This window comes from Flavobacterium sp. UBA5153 (genome assembly GCA_002413745.1).
Lineage (GTDB): Bacteria > Bacteroidota > Bacteroidia > Flavobacteriales > Flavobacteriaceae > Flavobacterium.
The window spans coordinates 1-24,008 of record DHXP01000079.1; the positions used below are offsets into that span (position 1 = coordinate 1).

19 protein-coding genes are annotated in these 24,008 nt (G+C 35.5%); 11 read left to right on the forward strand and 8 right to left on the reverse strand.

The window, feature by feature from the left end:
* Positions 1-326: 326 nt before the first annotated feature.
* Positions 327-1,004: a DUF4294 domain-containing protein gene (locus B2145_RS17130; protein ID WP_291105066.1), complete on the reverse strand. Its 678-nt coding sequence runs from the start codon at positions 1,002-1,004 to the stop codon at positions 327-329.
* Between the two features lie 85 nt (positions 1,005-1,089).
* Here B2145_RS17130 and B2145_RS17135 point away from each other — a divergent pair, with 85 nt between their 5' ends.
* The 6 genes from B2145_RS17135 to B2145_RS17160 all read left to right on the forward strand — a co-directional run bounded on the left by B2145_RS17135 (position 1,090) and on the right by B2145_RS17160 (position 9,864).
* On the forward strand, positions 1,090-2,184 hold the full coding sequence (locus B2145_RS17135) for a M42 family metallopeptidase (protein ID WP_291105068.1): 1,095 nt from the start codon (positions 1,090-1,092) through the stop codon (positions 2,182-2,184).
* A 115-nt stretch (positions 2,185-2,299) separates the two neighbouring features.
* Positions 2,300-2,980, forward strand: coding sequence for a response regulator transcription factor (locus B2145_RS17140; protein WP_291105070.1), 681 nt, complete (start codon positions 2,300-2,302; stop codon positions 2,978-2,980).
* Complete coding sequence (locus B2145_RS17145; RefSeq protein WP_291105072.1) at positions 2,977-4,341, forward strand: sensor histidine kinase; 1,365 nt, start codon at positions 2,977-2,979, stop codon at positions 4,339-4,341. The genes B2145_RS17140 and B2145_RS17145 overlap by 4 nt, the downstream gene beginning before the upstream one ends.
* A 74-nt stretch (positions 4,342-4,415) precedes the next feature.
* On the forward strand, positions 4,416-5,663 hold the full coding sequence (locus B2145_RS17150; RefSeq protein WP_291105074.1) for a TolC family protein: 1,248 nt from the start codon (positions 4,416-4,418) through the stop codon (positions 5,661-5,663).
* A gap of 13 nt (positions 5,664-5,676) precedes the next feature.
* A complete protein-coding gene (locus B2145_RS17155) occupies positions 5,677-6,762 on the forward strand; it encodes an efflux RND transporter periplasmic adaptor subunit (protein ID WP_291105076.1) in 1,086 nt (361 codons plus the stop codon).
* A 3-nt stretch (positions 6,763-6,765) separates the two neighbouring features.
* Positions 6,766-9,864: an efflux RND transporter permease subunit gene (locus B2145_RS17160; RefSeq protein WP_291105079.1), complete on the forward strand. Its 3,099-nt coding sequence runs from the start codon at positions 6,766-6,768 to the stop codon at positions 9,862-9,864.
* A 78-nt stretch (positions 9,865-9,942) separates the two neighbouring features.
* Here the strand turns inward: B2145_RS17160 and B2145_RS17165 are convergent, their stop codons facing one another.
* From B2145_RS17165 to B2145_RS17185, 5 genes are all read right to left on the reverse strand, one after another.
* Positions 9,943-10,896 carry a phosphoribosylaminoimidazolesuccinocarboxamide synthase gene (locus tag B2145_RS17165; protein WP_291105081.1) on the reverse strand — a complete coding sequence of 318 codons (954 nt, stop codon included), beginning with the start codon at positions 10,894-10,896 and terminating at the stop codon, positions 9,943-9,945.
* A gap of 152 nt (positions 10,897-11,048) precedes the next feature.
* The gene (locus tag B2145_RS17170; protein WP_291105083.1) at positions 11,049-13,397 is read right to left on the reverse strand and encodes a S9 family peptidase; all 2,349 of its coding nucleotides are present in this window, start codon (positions 13,395-13,397) and stop codon (positions 11,049-11,051) included.
* 71 nt (positions 13,398-13,468) lie between these two features.
* Positions 13,469-14,302, reverse strand: coding sequence for an HAD family hydrolase (locus tag B2145_RS17175; RefSeq protein ID WP_291105086.1), 834 nt, complete (start codon positions 14,300-14,302; stop codon positions 13,469-13,471).
* 89 nt (positions 14,303-14,391) lie between these two features.
* A complete protein-coding gene (gene tnpA / locus B2145_RS17180) occupies positions 14,392-14,853 on the reverse strand; it encodes an IS200/IS605 family transposase (protein WP_291105089.1) in 462 nt (153 codons plus the stop codon).
* Positions 14,854-15,096: 243 nt separating this feature from the next.
* Positions 15,097-16,047, reverse strand: a complete 951-nt coding sequence (locus B2145_RS17185; protein ID WP_291105091.1) for a PhoH family protein — start codon at positions 16,045-16,047, stop codon at positions 15,097-15,099.
* 106 nt (positions 16,048-16,153) lie between these two features.
* Between B2145_RS17185 and B2145_RS17190 the strand changes: the two genes are divergently transcribed.
* From B2145_RS17190 to dnaN, 5 genes are all read left to right on the forward strand, one after another.
* Positions 16,154-16,981 carry an SAM hydrolase/SAM-dependent halogenase family protein gene (locus B2145_RS17190; protein ID WP_291105093.1) on the forward strand — a complete coding sequence of 276 codons (828 nt, stop codon included), beginning with the start codon at positions 16,154-16,156 and terminating at the stop codon, positions 16,979-16,981.
* Positions 16,982-17,038: 57 nt separating this feature from the next.
* On the forward strand, positions 17,039-17,335 hold the full coding sequence (locus B2145_RS17195; protein WP_291105096.1) for a putative quinol monooxygenase: 297 nt from the start codon (positions 17,039-17,041) through the stop codon (positions 17,333-17,335).
* Between the two features lie 72 nt (positions 17,336-17,407).
* Positions 17,408-18,133 carry a gliding motility-associated ABC transporter permease subunit GldF gene (gene gldF, locus B2145_RS17200; protein ID WP_291105098.1) on the forward strand — a complete coding sequence of 242 codons (726 nt, stop codon included), beginning with the start codon at positions 17,408-17,410 and terminating at the stop codon, positions 18,131-18,133.
* On the forward strand, positions 18,133-19,818 hold the full coding sequence (gene gldG / locus B2145_RS17205) for a gliding motility-associated ABC transporter substrate-binding protein GldG (RefSeq protein WP_291105100.1): 1,686 nt from the start codon (positions 18,133-18,135) through the stop codon (positions 19,816-19,818). The genes gldF and gldG overlap by 1 nt, the downstream gene beginning before the upstream one ends.
* A 109-nt stretch (positions 19,819-19,927) precedes the next feature.
* The gene (dnaN, locus tag B2145_RS17210) at positions 19,928-21,046 is read left to right on the forward strand and encodes a DNA polymerase III subunit beta (RefSeq protein ID WP_291105102.1); all 1,119 of its coding nucleotides are present in this window, start codon (positions 19,928-19,930) and stop codon (positions 21,044-21,046) included.
* 89 nt (positions 21,047-21,135) lie between these two features.
* Here dnaN and B2145_RS17215 read toward each other — a convergent pair whose 3' ends face one another.
* A complete protein-coding gene (locus tag B2145_RS17215) occupies positions 21,136-22,908 on the reverse strand; it encodes a MutS-related protein (RefSeq protein WP_291105104.1) in 1,773 nt (590 codons plus the stop codon).
* A 245-nt stretch (positions 22,909-23,153) separates the two neighbouring features.
* The gene (locus tag B2145_RS17220) at positions 23,154-23,984 is read right to left on the reverse strand and encodes a universal stress protein (RefSeq protein ID WP_291105107.1); all 831 of its coding nucleotides are present in this window, start codon (positions 23,982-23,984) and stop codon (positions 23,154-23,156) included.
* Between the last annotated feature and the right edge of the window lie 24 nt (positions 23,985-24,008).

Below are 24,008 nucleotides of genomic sequence, written 5' to 3' on the forward strand. Positions count from 1 at the left end.
AGTTTTTTTAAACTATTTTTTAAGTCGCTGTAATCCTGCGTTTTGTAGATGAAAGTTTTTCCTCTCCCCGACCATCTCCGAAGGAAAGAGTGACGAAATGGAGATTCTTTACAGTTCATAATTGTAGAATATTCTATCTTAATATAGAAGGTGGGAAAGGAAATCGACTACTGCGTTAGGGATAGCAGCGGAAAGCCCGCAGCAAAATGGAATGAAATGGAATTTTGAGAGGACTTGCAGTGAATAGCCCGACCGTTTATAAAACAAGAGGCTGTATCCCGCGGGATACAGCCTCTTGTTTTATAAACGGGAACGTCCAAAAGAATTTACTTGTTTATTTTTATGGCTTTTGCTACCCAAAAATCGTTGAGATTATTATAATCTATGGGAGTTGCTGGGGGTTGATCTATTAACCGTCCTGAATCAAATGCCCTTACTAATATGGTTTCTATTAAATAATCTTCGTTGACTTCATAGGGTACGTATTGTGTTTTCAAGTTGATGTCAAACATTTTGGCTGTTGTGTTAGACCAAAAGGCTTTCCAACCACTTTTCAGGTTTTTTACCAGTTCATAGGTTGTAGTGCCTGTTTGGCGATGAATTAACTTCACCAATATTTGCCCTTGTTTCCGGGAGAGTTTTTTGAGTTTGGCTTCAAATTCATTGGAAAGGTAATCCTCGACTATCTTGAAATATTTCTTTTTGTCTTTATTAGTCGTGAGACTTGCCATTCCTTTATTTAGTGTAGTCAATCGTTCAGAAGCTAATTTCGCATAAGGGTAAGTTGCATAAACTCGGTTTCGTAGGAGTAGGAACTGTTTTTGAGCTTCAGGATCGAGTTTTTCTTTGTAAATCGTTATTTCTTCTAATTGTATGGTGTCGCCAAATATTGAGTCTTTCTCAGTTAAGACATATCCCGCTCGGGTTGTATCCTTTTGGATTACCTGTGCATTGACTGAAATTGATACGAAAAAGAAAAACAAGAAAAATTCAATAATCTTCATCTGGTAAAAAATTTTATGACACAAAATTATACATTATATGTGCAACTGTAATACCAAATTTATAATTTAGCAAAAAAATAATTTTATGAGTTCAAAATCGATATTAAAAAAGTCGTCACTAACGTTTTTAGAAAACTATCTTAACAACGCCTCGCCAACAGGCTATGAAAGTAGTGGCCAAAAACTTTGGATGGAATATGTAAAACCTTATGTAGATACTTTTATTACGGATACTTATGGATCTGCTGTGGGAATCATCAATCCAGACGCCGCCTATAAAGTGGTCATTGAAGGTCATGCCGATGAAATTTCTTGGTATGTGAATTACATTACGGATGACGGATTAATTTACGTGATCAGAAATGGCGGTTCCGATCACCAAATTGCCCCTTCAAAACGGGTAAATATTCACACCAAAAAAGGAATTGTAAAAGGAGTTTTTGGTTGGCCAGCCATTCACACCCGAAATCGCAGTAAAGATAAAGAAGAAGCTGCTAAAGTTGATAATTTATTTATTGACATCGGTTGTGCCAAAAAAGAAGAAGTAGATGCATTGGGCGTTCATGTAGGTTGCGTAATTACCTATCCGGATGAATTTATGGTTTTGAACGAAAACAAATTTGTTTGTCGTGCCATTGATAACCGTATGGGAGGTTTCATGATTGCCGAAGTAGCTCGTTTACTTCATGAAAACAATATAAAACTACCTTTTGGATTATACATTACCAATTCAGTTCAAGAAGAAGTTGGACTTCGCGGAGCCGAAATGATTACCAAAACCATCAAACCCAATGTGGCAATTATAACCGATGTATGCCATGATTCTACCACTCCAATGATTGAAAAGAAAATTGAGGGGGAAATAAAAATCGGAAAAGGCCCGGTTATTACGTATGCGCCAGCAGTCCAGAATAATTTGAGAGAACTCATCTTAACGACTGCCGAAGACAAAAAAATTCCATTTCAGCGATTAGCTTCTTCCCGTGTTACCGGTACCGATACCGATGCATTTGCTTACAGCAATGGCGGCGTGGCTTCGGCATTGATTTCTTTGCCTTTGCGATACATGCACACGACGGTCGAAATGGTGCATCGTGACGATGTCGAAAACGTAATAAAATTGATTTATGAAACTTTATTAAAAATGGAAAACAACGAAACTTATTCCTATTTTAAATAATTAGATCATTACAAGAAACGAAGCAATCTGACCGATAGGTTGCTTCGTTCCTTTCAACAACAGGTTTTCAAAACCTGTCAGACTAAAAAAAGCCACAATTCAAAAATCTATTTCCATGAAAATACTATTGCTTGAAGATGATTTTACTTTATCAAGGGAAATTGTGGCTTTTTTTACTTCAAAATCCTTTGAATGTATACCTTATTATGATGGCTCGTTACTTCTCAAAAAATACAAACCCAATGATTATGATTTAATCATTCTTGACATTAACGTTCCTGGCAAAAACGGAATTGAAGTATGCAAAGTCATTAGAGAATTTGACAAAAAGACACCAATCATTATGTTAACCGCCTTTAGTGAAATTGAGGACAAACTAACTTCTTTCGAAAATGGTGCCGATGATTATCTTATAAAACCATTTCATTTTGAAGAATTATTTGCCAGAGTAACATCGCTTTTGCGCAGAAAAGAAATTCCGCAGCAAATACCAGAAAGAATTATCATTCAGGATTTAGAAATTCTGGAAAATGAAATGAAAGTTTTTCGATCAGGAGAAGAAATCAAATTGACCCCAAAAGAATTTAAACTCATTTTGATTTTGGCAAATGCCAATGGAGGTGTGGTTTCAAAACAATTCATTGCAGAAAAACTTTGGGACTATCATATAGAAACCAATCAAAATACAATTGAGGTTTATATCAATTTTTTACGAAAAAAAATAGATAAAGAACATCCTGTAAAATTGATACACACTAAAATTGGTTATGGTTATTATTTAAAAGATACCGAATGACATTAAAAAATCGAATCTCGCTACTGGTAAGTTTGCTTTTTACGGTCTTATTTGGCTTGGCTTCCACATTTATCTTTGTCCTATATTCCAATTTCAGAAAAGAAGAATTCCGAGACAGGTTAGAAATCAAGGCGCTTTCAAGCGTTAAATTACTGGCAAATGTTAAGGAAGCGGATCGCCAATTATTAAAAATGATTGACCAAAATTCAATCAATCAATTGCTCGATGAAAAAACATTAATTTTTGATTCTAATTATAAACTCATTTATAGCAGTATTGACGATGCAAAAATAAATTGGTCGATTGAAGATTTAAAAGACTTAAAAAAACAAAAGTCTTTCTTCAAAAAACAAGGCGATTACGAGGTTTTTGGCATTTTTTATGAAATAAACAATAAAAATTTCTACATACTGATTTCCGCACCAGATAATTATGGCAACAGCAAATTACTTTATCTGAGGTTTATTCTCATCCTTTCCTATCTCTTTTTTACAACTATATGTTGGATCGTGACTTCATATACAGTCAAAAAAGCAATGAGTCCTTTAGGTTCGTTTCATCAAAAAATAAAAAATATAAACGAAAATAATTTAGATACCCGAGTTGAAGTAAAAAGCAATAAAAATGAAATTGATTTGATTGCCAATGAATTCAATTTCATGATGGATCGAATTGAAATTTCGTATCAAAAACAAAAAGAATTCACGGCTCATGCCTCGCACGAACTTAGGACTCCATTATCTCGAATCACATCTCAAATCGAGAATTATGTTGCCAAAAAAGAAACCGACAATAAAACCAAAAATTTCCTTAACACCATACTTTCTGATGTCAACCAGTTAACAGAACTGATCCATTCCCTATTGATTTTATCAGAACTGGACAACAAAAAATATGACCAGAAGGAATCGCATCGATTGGATGAAATCCTGTTTTCATCCATTGAAAAACTGAACAAAACCTTTCCCGACTTTCTTATTCACTTTGAAATCGAAGAAAATGAAAATCTGGATTCTTTGTTGGAAATACAGGGAAATAAAACTTTATTGGAAATTGCAATTAGTAATATTCTCAAAAATGCATGCGTTTATTCGGATAACAAGCAAGCAAAAGTCAAAATTAGTTGCGACGAAAATCAAAACCTGATTATATCCGTTTCTAACACGGGAATCACACTTAGTGAAAAAGAGCAAAAAACCCTTTTTGAACCTTTTATGCGAGGTGAAAACTCAAAAGGAACTGCTGGATTTGGACTCGGATTACGCATTGTACAACGTATACTTACACTTCATAACGCAAAAATAGTTTATAGTATTCCTAGCGAAAACACTAACTTATTCCAACTAATATTTCATTTTTAAGCAGTTTTTAAGTATCACATTAAGGCATATTAAAGCCTATTGACGGCACCTTTGTATCTAAATAAAATGATACAATGAAAAAAATATTAGGATTCCTACTGCTCTTATTTGCAAATCAGATTGTTGTCGCCCAAAAAACAATTACACTTCAAGATTGTGAAAGCCAGTTTCTGAAAAATAATTTGGTATTGTTAGCCGCACATTACAATATTGATGCGTCAAAAGCGCTGACGATTCAAGCACGAATTTGGGACAATCCCAGTTTCAGCGCCGACCTTAATGCGTATAATCCCGGAAATAATAAATATTTTGATATTGGCGTGAATGGTCAAAAAGCCTTTTCTATCCAGCAAATTATTTATATGGGCGGAAAAAAACACAATGAAATCCAACTGGCCAAAACCAATGAACAAATTGCCGAATTGCAATTCAATGATCTGCTTCGGTCATTAAAATTACAATTAAGAAAAAGCTTCTTCGTCGTCTATTTTAATTCCAAAAACCTTGAAAATATTGACAAACAAATTTATCATATCCAAGAACTTGTCAATTCCTACACCATTCAAGCCCAAAAAGGGAATATAGCCTTGAAGGAATTAGTTCGTTTGCAATCCTTATTCCTGAATTTAAAAAATGACAGAAACGAAATCATAAACAGCTCCATCGAAGAACAGGCAAACTTGAAATTATTGCTTGGCGAGAATGAAAATATCGTCCCTCAAATGAACGACAATGACATTAATAAATATTCTAAAAACAGTGCATTTGACGAAAAAACATTGGAAGAATTGGCCATGGCAAACAGGCCCGACTATTTGCAAAACCAAAAAAACATTGAAGCCAATGAATGGAATGTAAAGCTTCAAAAATCACTTTCTATTCCTGACATCACATTTGGCGCAGGTTTTGACCAACGCAGCGGAGCCTTCAATAATCAGGTAGACGCCCTAATTGGGATTCCGTTACCCCTTTGGAACAAAAACAAGGGAAATATAAAAGTTTCAAAAGCCATTTTGGATCAATCCAAAGCCGAGAAACAAAATGCCACATTGCAATTACAGACCGAAATTTCTGCGTCTTATTCTAAATGGATGGAAGCAGCAAAAAACTACTACGAATTAAAGCCGCAAAACGTTTCCGATTTTGAAATCGTTTACAATGGAGTTTTGGAAAATTTCCAAAAAAGAAATATCAGCCTACTGGAATTCACGGATTTTATGGAAAGCTACAATCAGGCTGCGACACAAATGAACGAATTAAAGAAAAAAGTGGTGATTTCAGGCGAAGAATTAAACAATACTATTAACAAAGATTTATTTTAAATTAAAAAAAATTATGAAATATAAAGCAATCATAGGAATCGCATTTATTGCACTTTCATTTGCAAGTTGTAAAAAGGCAGAAGAAAATCAAGATACCGAAGCAACTTTTGTTTTGAGTGACAATATGTTAAAGACAACAACGACAGCTTTGACCACGACACAAATTTTGAAAAATGAATTGAATTTTTACGGAAAAATCACTGCCGATAACAACAAACGCATCGATGTATATCCACTTGTAGGTGGGAACGTTGTTAAAGTAAACGTTGAATTGGGTGATTATGTAAAAAAAGGGCAAGTGCTTGCCGTAATCAAAAGTACCGATATTGCTGATTTTGAAAAACAAATGGTTGATGCCAAAAGCAATTTGATTGTTGCCAAAAACAATCTGAAGGTGGCCCAAGAATTATTCGAAGGAAAACTAAATGCCGAAAGGGATGTTCTCGAGGCAAAAGGGGAATTCGAAAAAGCGCAATCTCAATTGAACCGTATTCAGGAAACCTTCAAAATATATAATATCAAGGCGGGTTCCATTTATGATGTAACGGCACCGATAAGTGGATTCATTATCCAAAAAAGCATTAATCAGGATATGCTTTTAAGAAGCGACCGTTCGGAGAATATTTTTGATATTGCCGAAATCAACGAAGTTTGGGCTATTGCAAATGTCAATGAAAGTGACATCAGCAAAGTAAAATTAGGGGAAGATGCAGCAATAACCACTTTGAGCTACCCCGATAAAGTATTCAAAGGAAAAGTGGACAAAATTTTTAATGTTATCGATCCCCAGACCAAAGCCATGAATGCCAGGGTAAAACTTCAAAACACGGATTTTCTCTTGAAACCAGATATGAATGCGAGCATCAAATTGTCATTTAATGAAAACGAATCAATGCTTTCCGTACCAAGTTCTGCCATCATTTTTGATAAAAGTAAAAACTTCGTCATGATTTTCAAAGACAGAAACAATATCGAAACCAGACCGGTGGAAGTGTATAGACAAGTAGGAGATATTACTTATGTTTCAAGTGGTTTGAAAGAAAACGAAAAGGTAATTACCACAAATCAATTGTTTATTTATGATGCTTTAAACGATTAAACCATGAACAAATTCATTAAAAATATTATTGCTTTTTCATTAAAGAATAAAGCATTTACCTTCTTTTGGGTAGGAATATTGGCAGTTGCAGGATTTATATCTTTCAAAAATATGCCCATTGAGGCATTTCCTGATGTGACCAACACACAAATTATCATTGTAAACCAATGGAACGGACGAAGTGCTGAGGAAATTGAACGTTTTGTGACCTCACCTATCGAAATTTCGATGAATTCGGTTCAGAAAAAAACTAGCGTTCGCAGTATCACTATGTTTGGTTTATCGGTTATCAAAATCATTTTTGACGATGGTGTCGATGACGCTTTTGCACGCCAACAAGTTAATAATTTATTGAAAAATGTTTCGTTACCGGATGGAGTTGTGCCAGATGTGCAGCCGCCTTATGGCCCTACCGGAGAGATTTTTAGATATGTCTTAAAAAGCAAAAATCGTGACAGTAGAGATTTATTGACCTTACAAAGCTGGGTAATTGACAGACAATTGAGAGCCATTCCTGGAGTTGCCGATTTAGTGGCTTTTGGCGGACAGGAAAAAACATACGAAGTTGGGGTTGATCCGGTAAAATTAGCCAAATATAATATTACACCATTGCAGGTTTTTGATGCCGTGAATGGAAGTAATCTAAATGTTGGCGGAGACGTTATCGAAAAAAATGGGCAAGCGTATGTTGTTCGTGGCGTTGGTTTATTAAAATCTATCTCAGACATCGAAAACATAATTGTTGATGACGCCAACGGAAATCCGATATTGGTCAAAAACTTGGCAAATGTCTATGAAAGTTCCATGCCCAGAGTTGGCCAAGCAGGATTAAATGGCAATGACGATGTGGTCGAAGGAATTGTTGTTATGCGAAAAGGGGAAAATGCAAAAGAGGTTTTGGCATTGGTAAAAGCAAAAGTAGACGAATTAAACAATGGCATATTACCGAAAGACGTGAAAATGGAAACGTTTTATGACCGTGATAATTTGATGAATTTCACTACAGAAACCGTAATGCACAATTTACTGGAAGGTATTATTCTGGTTACCTGTATCGTTTTCCTTTTTATGGCCGATTGGCGTACCACCTTTACCGTTTCAATCGTGATTCCATTAGCCTTGCTTTTTGCCTTTCTATGCTTGAAATTGATGGGAATGAGTGCGAATTTATTGAGTTTGGGAGCTGTCGATTTTGGTATTATCATAGATGGCGCGGTCGTCATGGTCGAGGGGTTATTTGTGGTTCTCGACCATAAAGCAAACGCCGTTGGAATGGATAAATTCAACAAACTGGCCAAAGGAAGTCTGATCAAAAAAACAGGAACGGAAATGGGCAAAGCTATTTTCTTTTCAAAATTGATCATCATTACCGCTTTGCTTCCTATCTTTTCATTCCAAAAAGTGGAAGGGAAAATGTTCTCTCCTTTAGCTTACACACTGGGATTTGCATTGGTTGGTGCCTTGATTTTCACGCTTACTTTAGTGCCAGTTTTATCGCACATTCTTTTGAATAAAAATGTAAAAGAAAAACACAATCCGTTTGTGAATTTCTGGGACAGAATTGTCAGTAAAGGATTTGCCTGGACTTTTAAACATAAAGTAAAAGCTTTATCTGCCTCAATGATTTTATTGGTTGTCGTGTTTTTCTCGGCCACTTTCTTGGGAACAGAATTCTTGCCACAATTAAATGAAGGAGCTCTTTGGGTGGAAGCAAAATTGCCAATGAGTACCAGTTTGACCCAAACCGTAAAAACAACCACTGAATTGAGAAAAGAGTTACAATCTTTTCCTGAGGTAACCGGAGTACTTTCGCAGATGGGACGAAGTAACGATGGAACCGATCCAAGTGGTTTTTATTATGTGCAGATGCAGGTGAATTTGAAACCAAAAGGAGAATGGAAACGCAAAATTACCCAAGATGAATTGGTGGATCAAATGGACAAAAAGCTTAAAAAACACCAGGGAATTATTTACAACTATTCTCAACCCATAATCGACAATGTTGAAGAAGCCGTTGCCGGAATAAACGCAGCAAATGCCGTTAAAATTTATGGTCCTGATTTAGATAAACTTGACGTATTAGCGAATACCGTTCTCAACAAAATTCAAAATGTTCCAGGCATAAAAGATGTCGGAATTTTACGAAACGTTGGACAACCCGAAATCAGTGTCGTTCTTGATAGAGAAAAAATGGCAGCTTATGGCGTGACTTTGAAAGATGCCCAAGCCGTTTTGGAACTCGCATTTGGCGGAAAAACCGCCACCGAAAAATACGAAGGTGAGAAAAAATTTGATGTCAGGGTGCGATATGCCAAAGAATATCGTAAAGATGAAAAAGACATTGGTGAATTGAAAGTACCAACAATCAGCGGAGCAAAAATTCCATTGAAAGAAATATCAGAAGTCAAAAAAATTACGGGACCCGCATTTATTTTCAGGGACAATACCAAACGATTTATCGGGGTAAAATTTTCGGTAAGAGATCGAGATTTGGGAAGTACCATTGCCGATGCGCAATCCAGAGTCGCCAAACTAAAATTACCGAACGGTTATACGGTAGGTTGGACAGGCGAATTTGAAAACCAAGTGCGGGCCAGTGCAAGGTTAGGACAAGTGGTACCAATAAGTTTAATAGGGATATTTGTTTTACTGTTTATTTTATTCGGAAACATCAAAGATTCGCTTTTGGTTTTGACCAATGTTCCTTTTGCAATCATTGGAGGAATTATTGCGCTTCACTTAACGAGAATGAATTTCGGAATCTCCGCAGGAGTTGGATTCATCGCCTTACTTGGAATTTGCATCCAAAATGGAGTAATATTAATTACTGAATTTCACAATAATCTGAAAGCCAAGTTTAGTTTACAGGAATCTATTTTCATGGGAGTAAAAGCCAGAACACGAGCCGTTATTATGACAGCTTTGATGGCGTCAATTGGATTAATGCCAGCTGCCATTTCTACAGGAATTGGTTCTGAATCCCAAAAACCTCTGGCAATCGTTATCATCGGTGGTTTGATTACGGCAACGATTTTGACCTTATTAGTATTCCCAATTATTTTCTGGGTTTTCAATAGGAAAAAACACGCACCGATAGAATAATATTTAAAAATTGGAACAAAAAAAACCGCAATTCTAAATTTAGAATTGCGGTTTTTTTAATGACTTTTGGTCAAATATCTATCCTCTACTCTCCAAATAAGCCAAAACGTTTTTCTCAATTCGCTCGTAAATATTGGTAACATCCGCTTTTACAAATTTTTCTCCCAGAATATTTTCATATAATTCAATGTATCTTTCCGAAACTGTTTCGATATATTCATCGGTCATTTCAGGAATTTGTTGCCCTTCCTGACCTTGAAAACCATTTTCGATTAACCAGCGGCGCACAAACTCTTTCGACAATTGTTTTTGCTCCTCTCCTCTATCTTGTCTTTCTTGGTAGCCTTCGGAATAGAAATAACGGGAAGAATCCGGGGTGTGGATTTCGTCAATAAGAACAATTTTCCCTTCCTTGGTTTTGCCAAATTCATATTTGGTATCCACCAAAATCAATCCGCGACTGGCGGCGATTTCGGTTCCTCTTTGAAACAATGCTCTGGTGTATTTTTCTAAAACTAAATAATCTTCTTCGGCAACAATTCCTTTCGACAAAATCTCCTCACGTGAAATATCTTCATCGTGTGAACCATTATCCGCTTTTGTAGTTGGCGTAATAATCGGTTCCGGGAATTTATCATTTTCTTTCAATCCTTCAGCCATAGTAACTCCACAAATTTCTCTTTTTCCTGCTGCATATTCGCGAGCGGCGTGACCTGATACATATCCACGAATCACCATTTCGACCTTGAAAGGTTCACATAAATGACCAACGGCTACATTAGGATCTGGTGTTGCAATTAACCAATTTGGAACAATATCTTGAGTCAATTCCATAAATTTGGTGGCAATTTGGTTCAGGATTTGCCCTTTGTACGGAATCCCTTTTGGCAAAACCACATCAAAAGCCGAAAGCCTGTCGGTGGCTACCATAACCAAAAGTTCATCGTTGATATTGTAAACTTCTCTTACTTTTCCGCGATAAACCGATTTTTGATTGGGAAAATTGAAGTTGGTTGTTGTTATTGTGTTCATTGTCGTAGTTAATTGTTGTTTACTTCGTCAGTTAGGTCCATCGACCTCGTGTGTACAAAAATAGGTTGTTTTGCAGAGATACACAAAATTGTTCGAAAGATATCCAAAGAAAAAAATGAACAGCTATTTATGTTTTAAAACTTATAATTTATTTACTTCTTAAGAAGCGTGGTGTTAAACAAATTCAAGATTCGGCTATATTCATCAATCCACGAATAGGTTTGCACAAAACCGTGGCTCTCTACGGGAAAGGAAGAAAGACTCCAATTCTTTTTACCCAACTCTACAAATCGTTGGGACAAACGGACAATATCTTTGTATTCTACATTGTTATCGACCATTCCGTGGAGCATTAGTAAATTGCCTTCTAAATTTTCGGCAAAATAGATTGGAGAGCTTTTTTTGTAGGCATCGGGATCCGTTTCCGGGAAATTAAGAATATTTCCCGTATAACCATGATTGTAGTGTGCCCAATCTGTCACCGAACGCAAAGCAGCACCTGATGCAAATTCTTTTGGAGCGGTAAGCATCGCCATCAAGGTAATGAAACCACCATAAGAGCCTCCGTAAATACCTACCCTATTAGCATCTATTCCATAATTATCAACCAAATATTTTTTGCCATCTATTTGATCCGATAAATCTTTTCCACCCATAAAACGATAAATTCCGGTTCTAAAATCACGCCCATAACCATCACTGGCTCTATAATCTATATCTAAAATGGTATACCCCAAATCTGCCAATAAATTATTGAACATATATTCCCTATGGTAATTACTCCAATAATTATGTGCATCTTGCAAATAGCCGGCGCCGTGAACAAAGAGTATTGCCGCCTTATTAGCATAGGTCGTTTGCGGTTGATACAATCTTGCGTAAACCATAGTGCCATCTTGCGCTTTGAAAGTAATCACTTCGGGCGCACGCCACGGATATGCTTTAAAATTTTCGGTAGTAGAAAAAGTGATTTGACGAAGTGTTGTGTTCTTTTTATTATCGGCAATATACAATTCCCAAGGTTTATTTTTATAGGAATAACGCACCAATAGTGTGCTTTCATCTGGAGACAAACTGGCCTCGTGTGCTCCATCATTTATCAGAATTGGTTGTAAAACAGCATCAGAAACATTTAACGTATAGAAATTTCTGTTACCCGGATGTGTTGTGTTTGTAGTTAAATAAAATGTCTTCTTGTCTTTTGACAAATTCACGTCTCGAACTTCCCAATTCCCTTTTGTAAGCTGTGTTTTCTTTTTTGACTTTAGATTATAGGTGTATAAATGAGAATATCCCGACTCTTCCGATTGGAAATAAATGGTTTCGTTATCCCAAAGAAAACCAAGTGTTCCCGAATCAAAAGAATAGGAAGAAATTCCGGACCCGCCAATCCAAGCCTCGTCGTGTTGATGCTCAATTTCCTCGAATGTCCCTTTTTCCAAATTCAGGTTTACCAACCAACGGTCTTTATTGTCTTGACTTCGAATTTCGGCTACTGCAAACGAACCATCCTGATTATAAATAGGCTCTTGGACAACAATCAGTTTATCTGCTTTCTCCCTGTTTTTTAGTTTTTCATACAATTCAAAATATTTAGGCGTATCCTGAATATGACTCAATGACGAAAAATTCATAAAGTAAACAGTATCTTTTGCAATGTTATTTATCCCAAATTTTGTTGCTACCAGGTTGTTTTCAGAAACTTTTTCTCTTGTGTTTGGTATTTGATTATAACCATCCGCAGTAATGAAAACTTCCATTTTTTCCTTTTTATCCTCCTTTTTTTCTGTCAGTCTAAAGGTTGCAAAATCACCTTTCGGGCTTGCTTTTAGACTCCCAAAAACATCTTTATCATAATAATATGCTTTTGGAAAATCTGATTTCACGCTTTTAGATTTTGCCTCATTCCATTTCTTCTTCGCATCCTGATCCCTTATGAATTGGAATAATTCTTTTTGCTGGTTTTTTAAAAAGGACTCTTTATTAGATTCTGCGTCCTGATCTTTTCCTTGCTTGAAATTCGTTATTTGCAGAATAGTTCCTTCTTTAGTATTGTACTTAAATAGGTTTTCATTTTGTTCAAAAAATAATATTCCATCTTCAAAACCCAACTGCAAATTTGAAACAGAATTACTTTGTTGATAGAGTTTTTTTGTCGTTTTGTTTTTTATGGCGTAAGAAAATAAAACTCCTTCGTCTAAATAATAAACCAAATCAGATGTTGCATTTCTTTTAAAATCCAATTTAGAAAATGCTCCTTCATTTACCGGAGCAAGTTGTGGTTTTGCCAGACCTTTTTCCCAAAAATAAGTACTTGAACCCAGTTCATTATTTGGATTCCATTCAAAATATATTTTTTTACCATCCAAAGACCAACGCGCGTTTTCGGGTTGAGCACCAATAAAAGCATCTCCTTTCATAATGTCCTCCAACTTCAAATTCTGGCTTTGGCTCGTTATTGCAAAGGCAAAACAAACAAGTGCGAAAAAAAATTTATTCATTTTATTTAAGATTATGTTTCAACAAAAATACACTTTGGAAAGTAATAAAAAAAAATGTTCCTATTTTAGGATTAATCAACCACCGGAACAGCAGTCTTCAATATTTTTTGGGACAGGTATTTTGCCACACCATCATTGTCATTGGTAGAAATCACCTCTAAATGGGAAAGTTTACTTTTCAAGCTTTCGACGGCATTTTCCATAATCAAGGCTTTCCCAGTGGCAATAAGCATTTTTTCGTCATTGAATCCGTCTCCAAAAGATAGGGTTTCCTCGAAAGTAAAATTCTCTTTTTCCAAAATTTTCAAAATTGCTACACTTTTATCCACGGATTTATCCATAAATTCAAGACAAAACGGAAGACTAAAGGCGTGACTAAAATCATCCGAATGGTCTACCAGAATTCTGTCCCTTAATTCCACCAATTTTTGATGACTATCGTGTGTGAAAAACAATTTTATGGCACTCAAATCTTCAACAAATTTAAAATCGACTATTTCGGGCGGATAGTTTATAACAGTTTGAAAACTATTCAACTTTTTATTTTCCTTATTCGTTTGCCAAACTTCCTCTTTGAATAATACCGTCGTAAACTCTGGATCAATATCTAAATCTAAAACCGATTTTATGGCATCGTTTTTTATGTCGAAAGAATATAGCAATTCTTTTGTAGGCGAATGAATCCGCGCTCCATTCGATGTCACCAAATAAACCGGACAACCCAAACTTTCAACAATAGGCAAAGCATCAAGATGATGACGACCCGTGGCGACAATTATTAAATAATTTTCTTTATGAAGTTGTTGAAAAACGGTTTTGGTGTATTCGGAAATTTGATGTTTTGTATTGAGTAAAGTGCCGTCTAAATCGCTTATTACAACTTTAATTTTTTCTTTTTTAACCATTTTTTAAATTCCAATTTTAAGAAAGGCAAATTTACTTTATATCGAAGAGATAAACAAAGAAAAAACACCAAACCATTGCTCCGAAAAAATCAATCCAACCATTCAAACAAATATTCGTCCTTGTATTCTACTTCGAATTTTTCCAGAAATTCAATATATTCTTCTTTGAACGATTTCTTCTGATGATGATTTTTTTGATTTCTAATGTAATTTACCACATTGTCAATTTGGCTGAAACCGTATGAAAACGCACCAAATCCTTCTTGCCAATAAAATGGAATCTTTGTCAATTGCTTTTCATTGATAAAAAAATTACTGGATTTTTTAATTTCCCTAACCAAATCCGAAAGGCAGCAATTTGGTTTCATTCCAATAAAAATATGAATATGGTCGGGCATTCCGTTTATGGCAATCAATTTCTGTCCCTTGTTTTGAATAATTCCCGTTATATATTTATACAATTCCTCTTCCCAAGATTCGTGAATCAATGCTTTCCGATTTTGAACCGAAAAAACAACTTGAATGTATAATTGGGAATAAGTATCGGCCATTGTAATTTGATTTGATTCAAAAATCCCAAAGGGATTTTATGTTTATAGAAAAACAATTATTGATTTAAAAATCCCGGAGGGATTTCATGTTTATAGAAAAAACAATTATCGAATTACGGGTTCGACCCCAGCTGGGGTCGAATATTACATTGGACAATTACATATAAACATTGGCTCTTTTATAAACATTTAACGTTCTATAAACATTGAACGGCTCTGCCGTTTTTATAAAAATGTTGTATTTCAATCATTATTCTCAATCATCTTATACGCATCAATTACTTTTTTAACCAAGCGATGGCGCACAATATCTTTGTCGTCAAGGTAAACAATTCCTATCCCTTCCAAATCTTTCAAAACCAAAATCGCTTCTTTCAACCCGGAAATCGTTCTTCGTGGCAAATCGACTTGTCCTGGATCACCGGTAATCATAAACTTGGCGCTTTTTCCCATGCGGGTCAGGAACATTTTCATTTGGGAATGGGTGGTGTTTTGGGCTTCGTCAAGAATCACGAAAGCATTATCCAAAGTTCTTCCTCGCATAAATGCCAATGGCGCAATCTGGATAATTCCCTTCAAAATATAATCTTCTAGTTTTTCGTTGGGCAACATATCGCGTAAGGCATCATACAAAGGTTGCATATAGGGATCGAGTTTTTCCTTCATGTCACCGGGAAGAAAACCAAGATTTTCTCCAGCTTCGACCGCTGGACGAGTCAATATGATTCGCTTGACTTGCTTTTCTTTCAATGCTTTCACCGCCATGGCAACACCAGTGTAAGTCTTTCCGGTACCAGCCGGACCAACGGCAAAAACCATATCGTTTTTGTTCATAGTTTCGACCAACAATTGCTGGTTTGGCGTCATGGCTTTGATAATTTTTCCACCAACACCGTGTACTAATATTTTGTCGTTGTCAAAGACCTTACGATCTTCGTGACTACCACCCATAATAACCCGCTCAATGACATTGTTGTCAATGTTATTGTAACGAGTAAAATGCAGCATTAATCGGTTGAAGCGGTTCTCGAATTCATCCAGCACTTCTTTTTCGCCAAAAGCCTTCAAGGTAGTTCCTCGGGCAACAATCTTCAATTTAGGATAGTACTTTTTAATTGTTTCAAGATGAGTGTCTTGAGCGCCCCAAAAATCTTTTGGAGCGATGTCTATGAGCTCGATGATTCTTTCGTTCAAATGGTATAGTTTTAAGTATTAAATAATCGTCGATAATTATTAGCTTTGCATTTCTCAAATTTAATGAGTTTTAAGTTCCGTTTCCTTTTTATTTATAAACAATTTTATGTCAATAATTACCCTTACCACCGATTACGGCTTGAAAGACCACTTTGTTGGTGCGTTGAAAGGGAAGATTTTATCGGAATATCCCGAAGCCTCGATTATTGATATTTCTCATCATATTGACGCATTCAACACTGTTGAAGCAAGTTACATTATTGGAGCTGCCTATTCCAGTTTTCCAAAAGGCACCGTGCATCTCATTGGCGTTGATATGGAATGGAACAAGGAAAACCAACATATTGTGATGCAATGGAACGATCATTATTTTATTGCTGCCGATAATGGTATTTTGAGTATGCTTTCGCAAAAAATTGTTCCCCAGAAAATAGTCGCCATCAATATTCACGACCGTTTGCCCAATGATGCCACCGATTTGGACGTTTTCGTAAAAGTCGCTTGTCATATTGCCAAAGGCGGTTTGCTAAACGTTATTGGCAAAGAAATAAAAACCATCAAACAAGTAACCGATTTGCAAGCCGTTGCTGCCGATGACGGAAATTCCTTGAAAGGATACGTAATTTACATTGACCATTTTGGTAATGTGGTGACCAATATTTCAAAAAAGCAGTTTCTGGAAGTTGCCAAAGGAAGACCTTACGAGATTGTCTTGAGAACCAAAAACATCAAAACCATTCTGCCTAATTATTCCGCGATTGCGAGTTCTGATAAATATCCCATCAAATATTATGAAGGCGAAAAACTGGCCATTTTCAACGAGGCGGGTTTTCTTGAAATAGCCATTTTCAGGAGCAATCCATCCAAAGTAGGTTCAGCCAATAGCTTGCTGGGATTGAATTATAGGGATGGTATCACAATAAAATTTGTTTGAAGTTTAAAGTTGAGCAACTTTGAACTTTTTAAACTTTAAACCTTAAACAAAAAAACAATGTTCATACGAATAGTAAAAATGTCCTTTCACGAAGAAAATATTCCTGCTTTTTTGGAAAATTTCGAATTAATGAAAGACAAAATACGAAACGCGCCGGGAAACCGTTTATTGGAACTGTATCAAGACAAAACCAACAAAAGTATTTTCTTTACGTATAGTTATTGGGAAACCGAAGAAGATTTGGAAAATTACAGAAAATCGGAACTTTTCAATACAGTTTGGACATATACCAAGAAGTTATTCAACGACAAACCCGAAGCGTGGAGCGTCAACAAATTAGTTTCTTTAGTTTAACGTTTTTTTTGTTTCAAGTTGAGCAACCTGAAACCTGAAACCTGAAACCTGAAACTTTAAACAAATTAAAGAATGAAATCAATAGTATTACGAGAAATAAAATCCTTTTTTGGTTCGCCAATTGGTTATTTGGTGATTGCCGTTTTCCTGATTGGGAATGGATTGTTCCTTTGGGTTTTCGAAGGAGAATACAATATTTTAAACAGCGGTTTTGCCGATTTAAGTCCGTTTTTTACTTTGGCACCTTGGATTCTGATTTTCTTGATTCCTGCCGTTACGATGCGCAGTTTTTCGGATGAAAAAAAGCAGGGAACATTGGAATTGTTGTTGACAAAACCCTTGAGCATTTGGCAAATCGTGAACGGAAAATTCCTTGGTTCCATGTTGTTGATTGTTATGGCGATTATCCCAACCTTGATTTATGTCAAGGTGATTTCCAGTTTGGGAATGCCCGAAGGAAACATCGATATGGGCAGCACAATGGGTTCTTATTTTGGATTATTATTCCTGATTGCCGCTTATTCCGCCATAGGAATATTCACTTCTACCCTTTCCGAAAATCAAATTGTGGCATTTATCGTAGCGGTGTTTTTATGCTTCTTTTTTTACTTTGGATTTGAAAGTTTAGCAACGATTATCCCGAGTTTTAGAGGCATAATTTCAGCTTTTGGAATGCAAGACCATTTCAAAAGTATGGGTCGTGGCGTGATTGACACTCGTGATGTTATCTATTTTGCAAGTGTAACGGTACTGTTTCTTTCGTTCACTGTGTATAATCTAAAATCTGTTAAATCGTAATGACAACTTCCAATAAAAAAAATATAAAATCCCTGCTGATTGTCATTGCCGTTCTATTGTTTTTGAATGTAATAAGTAATGGTTTTTTCCATCGTTTCGATTTGACCAAAGACAAAAGATTCACCCTTTCGACTACTTCCTTGAATATTGTCAAGCAAGTGCAAAATCCGCTGTACATCAAAATTTATTTGCAAGGTGATCTACCGGCCGAATTCAAGCGTTTACAGAGTGAAACCCAAGATTTATTGGAAGAATTTCAGGCACGTAACAAGAATATTGTCTTCGAATTTGTTGATCCTTTGGAAAACAAAGACGAAAGTATGGACAACATCAAAGAATTGTATCGAAAAGGTCTCACGCCAATAAACATAACCGTTGACGACAAAGGAAAACAATCACAAGCAATGGTTTTTCCTTGGGCGATTGCGGTTTACAACAACAAAGAAGTCAATATTCCTTTGTTGAAAAATATTATGGGAGCTTCAACGACCCAAAAAGTGATTGGATCCGTGCAACATCTGGAATATTCCATTGCCGATGCCATCAATAAAATCACGAAAGAAAAGCAGAAAAAAGTTGCGGTAATCAAAGGAAACGGGGAACTCAAGGATATTTACATTGCCAAATTCCTGATGCAAGTACGGGAAAGTTACCACATTGGACCATTCACTTTGGATTCGGTGGCAAAAAACCCGATTGGAAGTTTGGAAGCTTTAGAAAAATATGATTTGGCTATTATTGCCAAACCGACAGAGCAATTTTCGGATGCCGAGAAACAAGTTTTGGACCAATATATCATCAATGGAGGCAAAACTTTGTGGCTTGTTGACCAAGTGGCGATGGAAATGGACAGTTTGTATAATTCAACCGGTTCCACTTTGGCGTATCCCAGGGATTTGAATTTGAACGATATGTTCTTCAAATATGGATTTAGAATTAATCCCGATTTGGTAAAAGACGAGAGAGGAAGCCCCATAAAACTGGCTTCTGGCGACCAAGGAAGCGCCACCCAATATCAGGAATTCATTTGGAAATTTGCACCTCTGGTTTATCCCGAAAACAAACATCCAATCGTGAAAAATTTGGGAGGAATCAAGTTCGATTTTGCCAATCCCATCGACACTTTAAAGAACGGAATCAAGAAAACCGTTTTGTTGCAATCCTCCAAATATTCAATAAAAATAGGTTCTCCGGCAGAAATCAATTTGAATATGGTTGCCGAAGAAACGTCTCCAAATGATTACTTAAACAAGGGAAATATTCCGCTTTCGGTTTTATTGGAAGGTTCCTTTCATTCGGTGTTTGAAAATAGGGTTTTGCCATTCGACCAGAAAACATTTGAAGCCAAAGGAAAAGACAATAAAATGATCGTGATTTCGGACGGCGATTTGATACGAAACCAATTGGATAAAAACTTTCAACCCGTAGAGTTAGGCTACGATCAAAGATCCGGAAATTTGTATGACAACAAAGATTTTCTGCTGAATTGTGTCAATTATCTGCTGGATGACAATGGACTTATTAACATTCGAAGCAGAGATCTCAACCTGCCTTTATTGGATAAAGAAAAAGTGTATCAGAATTACAGCTTTATACAATTCATAACTATCGGGCTTCCAATTCTAATTTTACTGATTTTTGGTATTCTATTTACCTACTTTCGAAAAAGAAAATACAGCAAATAGATGTTAATAAAAAAATTTAAATAGTAAAAGAGTTTACGATATATTTGTAGAATGTATACTATTTTAAAATCAGGAAAATATATACACCACAAAAAATAAAACAAAACAGATGAAATTTATAGTATCGAGTTCGTACTTATTAAAACAATTACAAGTTTTAGGAAGCGTTATCAACAGTAGCAATACTTTACCCATTTTAGATAATTTCCTATTTGAATTAGACCATAAAGCATTGACCGTTTCGGCTTCTGATTTGGAAACTACAATGTCAGCCACTTTAGACATTGATTCCACCAGTAAAGGAAGCGTTGCCGTTCCCGCAAAATTGCTTTTGGAAATCTTGAAAACCTTTCCGGAACAACCTTTAACTTTTACGGTTGAAGAAAATAGCACGATTGAAATTAGCTCCAATTCTGGAAAATATGCTTTGGCTTATGCCCCTGGTGACGAGTTTCCAAAATCAGTGAACTTAGACGAACCTTCAGTAACTTTAGTTCCTGCCGATGTTTTGGCAACAGCCATAAGCAAAACTATCTTTGCCGCCGGAAACGATGATTTGCGCCCGGTGATGTCTGGTGTTTTCTTCCAATTTTCTCCACAGGGATTGACTTTTGTAGCCACTGATGCACATAAATTAGTAAAATATGCGCGAACCGATGTAACCGCCTCGCAAGTGGCCGATTTTATTATGCCAAAGAAACCTTTGACCATTTTAAAAAATATTCTTGCCACTTCGGATGCCGAAGTAAAAATTGAATACAACGATTCGAATGCCACTTTTTCTTTTGATAATTATATTTTAATGTGCCGCTTGATTGATGGAAAATATCCAAATTATGAAGCCGTAATCCCAAAAGAAAATCCAAATAAATTGATGATTGACCGTTCCCAGTTTTTGAGTTCTGTTCGTCGTGTTGCGATTTTTTCGAACAAAACAACACACCAAATTCGATTGAAAATTGCCGGTGCCGAATTGAATATTTCAGCTGAAGACATTGATTACTCCAACAAAGCCGAAGAAAGATTGACATGTGATTATCAAGGTGATGACATGCAAATAGGATACAATTCCCGTTTCCTTATCGAAATGTTGACCAACCTACAATCCGATATGATAATGCTTGAAATGTCTTTACCAAATAGAGCCGGAATTCTAACTCCTGTAGATGGTTTAGAAGATGGCGAAACCGTGACAATGCTGGTAATGCCAGTAATGTTGAATAACTAATTATGTTTTAACACATAACTAACCAAAACCAACCAAACCATTTTTATTTTTAAACCCGCAATTTCTATGGAAGCTGCGGGTTTTTTATATTAAATGATACCCATTTTTTTCATCAAGAAGGTAGCACTTTTATTCTTGCAAATTCCATTGCGAAGGGTGTAATCAAAAAATAAATCGTTGTTTACAATTTCAACTTCAAAACATTTATTCGCTAGTTGATCTGGATACTCATTTGTTGTAAGACAAACTTCTATATCGTGGGTGGCAATGGCTCCAATAGCTTTTTTTCCAATCACCTTTTTTATGACTTCGATAGTTCCATTTCTTTTATCATCAGAATTAGTTCCTCGCAAAATTTCGTCTAATAAAACAAAAGCAGCACCTTTTTCTAATTCATCCATAATTTGTTTTAAACGCTTGATTTCGGCAAAAAAGTAAGATTCGCTATCCGACAAAGAATCAGACAATCGCATCGAAACCAAAACAGGCAAGGGATGCACATCCGCCTTGGTTGCACAAACTGGCGCTCCCATCCCCGTTAAAACCATATTAATTCCTAAACTTCTAAGAAAAGTACTTTTCCCTGACATATTAGAACCTGTTAAAATCAGGAAAGATTGAGGTTGAAAACGAATAGCATTCCCTACTCGATTTTTAGAATTGAGCAAAGGATGACTTAAATCAGAAAATGAAATTTCGTTGTTTGTATTCAAATTAGGGAAAACAAAATTTGGATTATTATAGGATATATTGGCTAAGCTATTCAACATTTCGAATTCACCAATAACATCCAGCCAATCTTCAAGTGCATCGGCATGTTCTTTTTTCCATAAAATCAGGTTTTTTAAGACATGTATGTTAAACAAAAATGTTCCGTTGAATAGAATGGCAGTTACAAAATTCCCAATACTATCCATATTCGAAAACAAGTTGGCCAATTTTTTGAGATGAATGCTGGCATTTTCTTTTTTGAAAGTCAGTTGTTTTTGCAAATCAATCAATTTGTTGGATTGAAAAGTTTCTTCCTCTATTTTTTGCAACAACAAACCATATTGGGCAATGATTTTATCAATGTTAGAAGCATTGGCAATTTCGATTTGGATTCGCTTTAAAAACTTTCCTAAAAAGCCTAAATTGAAAACAAAAAGCAAACTTATATAATTTAAAAAAATAGCATTTGAAGTAATCAAATAAGCCAATGAAATACCTATAAAAAGACTTGGAGCCAGAAACGAAATCCAAATAGTAGTTTTTGTCAATGGCGCACTCTCAAATTTACTCCACTTCAATAATGACGAATAACTAGTTGCATCGTCCTGACTTATTTTGGCCAAAGCCAAAAACTCCTGACGCCAATCTAGTTTGTTTGCCAATTCTTTTATCGCTTCTTGATTTCTAAGAATTTCATCATTTGCTAAAAGAGTTAGACATTGTTTTGCCAATGTTTTTTTACCGATATAAGTTGCTGTTCTATTGAGGTTTTGAAATAAAGAATGCGTACCAAAAATATCCAAATCATAGGCATACGGATGATAAAAATCATTAAACTCGGCTCCATTTTCAAAAGGAATTGCTACTTTTTCTAAATAGGATAATTCATTTTTATTGATGTCCAACAGTGTTTCGGTTATTTTTCTTTGAAATTGCAATTTAGAGTGCATTCGCATTAAAATGACAAAAATAATAAAAAATATAGCTGCTAAAAAAAGTAAAGACACGCTGTTATTTTTTAAATAATAATACAGCATGCCTAAAAAAAGGAAAATACTCATCAATCGAAATAGACTGATTGTATTGTATTTGGTTTTAATTGTATTGAGATCCTGATTGTAGCGAGTGCTATTTGATTCGTATCTTTTCATAATTCAACTTAAGAATCACAAATATAGGATTCCCTACTTCAAATACAATTAGAAAATCATATAATAAAAAAGGTTCTATCCCAAATCGTGCGGGTATTACCATAAAACAATTATTCAGAAAAAAAATAAATTTTAAAACTATAACCCACACAAATAAGGGTAGAACCATAAAAAATAATCCGAATAAAATTTCACTCCACTAAGTACATTACCCAAACCCCAAATTCAATAAAAATTAAGTTTTTTTACTCGTGCATTGCAAGAATCGGAATATCTAATCTGTTCGAAAATTTTTGGACTAGACTTGGCCGAAACAATTCCACAAAAAAGTTTTTTTTGTAAGTATTCATTGCCAAAACATCAATTTCTTTAAATAATATAAAATCTATAATTGTTCCTTTTATGTCATTGCTTGGAATTATTGAAAATATTACTGGTTCCTCTGCAAACTCTTCCTCCCAATGTTTTATTGTAGCTTCTGAAACATCAGAATCACTGGTTTTTACGTATAGACTTCTTACTTTGGCACCCATTTTTTTGGCGATTTTCAACACATCTTTAAGTGCTTTTTTATCTTTACTTCTATATCGTGTAGTAAAACCAATGGTTTCAATTTTTTTGAATTTTGCTTCCAATGGCACACTTAATACAGGTACGTCAACAGCGGTTAAAACAGTGCCGGTGTTCGTCCCCATAAAAAAGGCTTCCCATCCAGTCGCACCGGAAGTACCCATTACCACAAAATCTATTTTGTCTTCCTTGATTGATTTTTTAATATTGTAAAGCAAACTACCGTCCATAAGCCTGTGTCTCATTTTTATTTTATCCAGATTTCGTTCTTCGGCAATGGCACGAAGTTTGGGAATTTCGTCTTTAAACATATCAAACTGGGACAGCTGAATGGAATCAAAAATGACATTATAATTCTCGGGGAAAAATTGGTTGTCATATATTGGCAATTCAAATGTGTGTAATAAAATAAGTTCTCCTTGAACTATTTTTGCAAATTCCAAAGCATGCACAAAAGCATTGTTGGCAACTTCGGAAAAATCTGTGGGAAACAAAATCTTTTTCATTTTAGTACGATTTAAAGTTGTTAT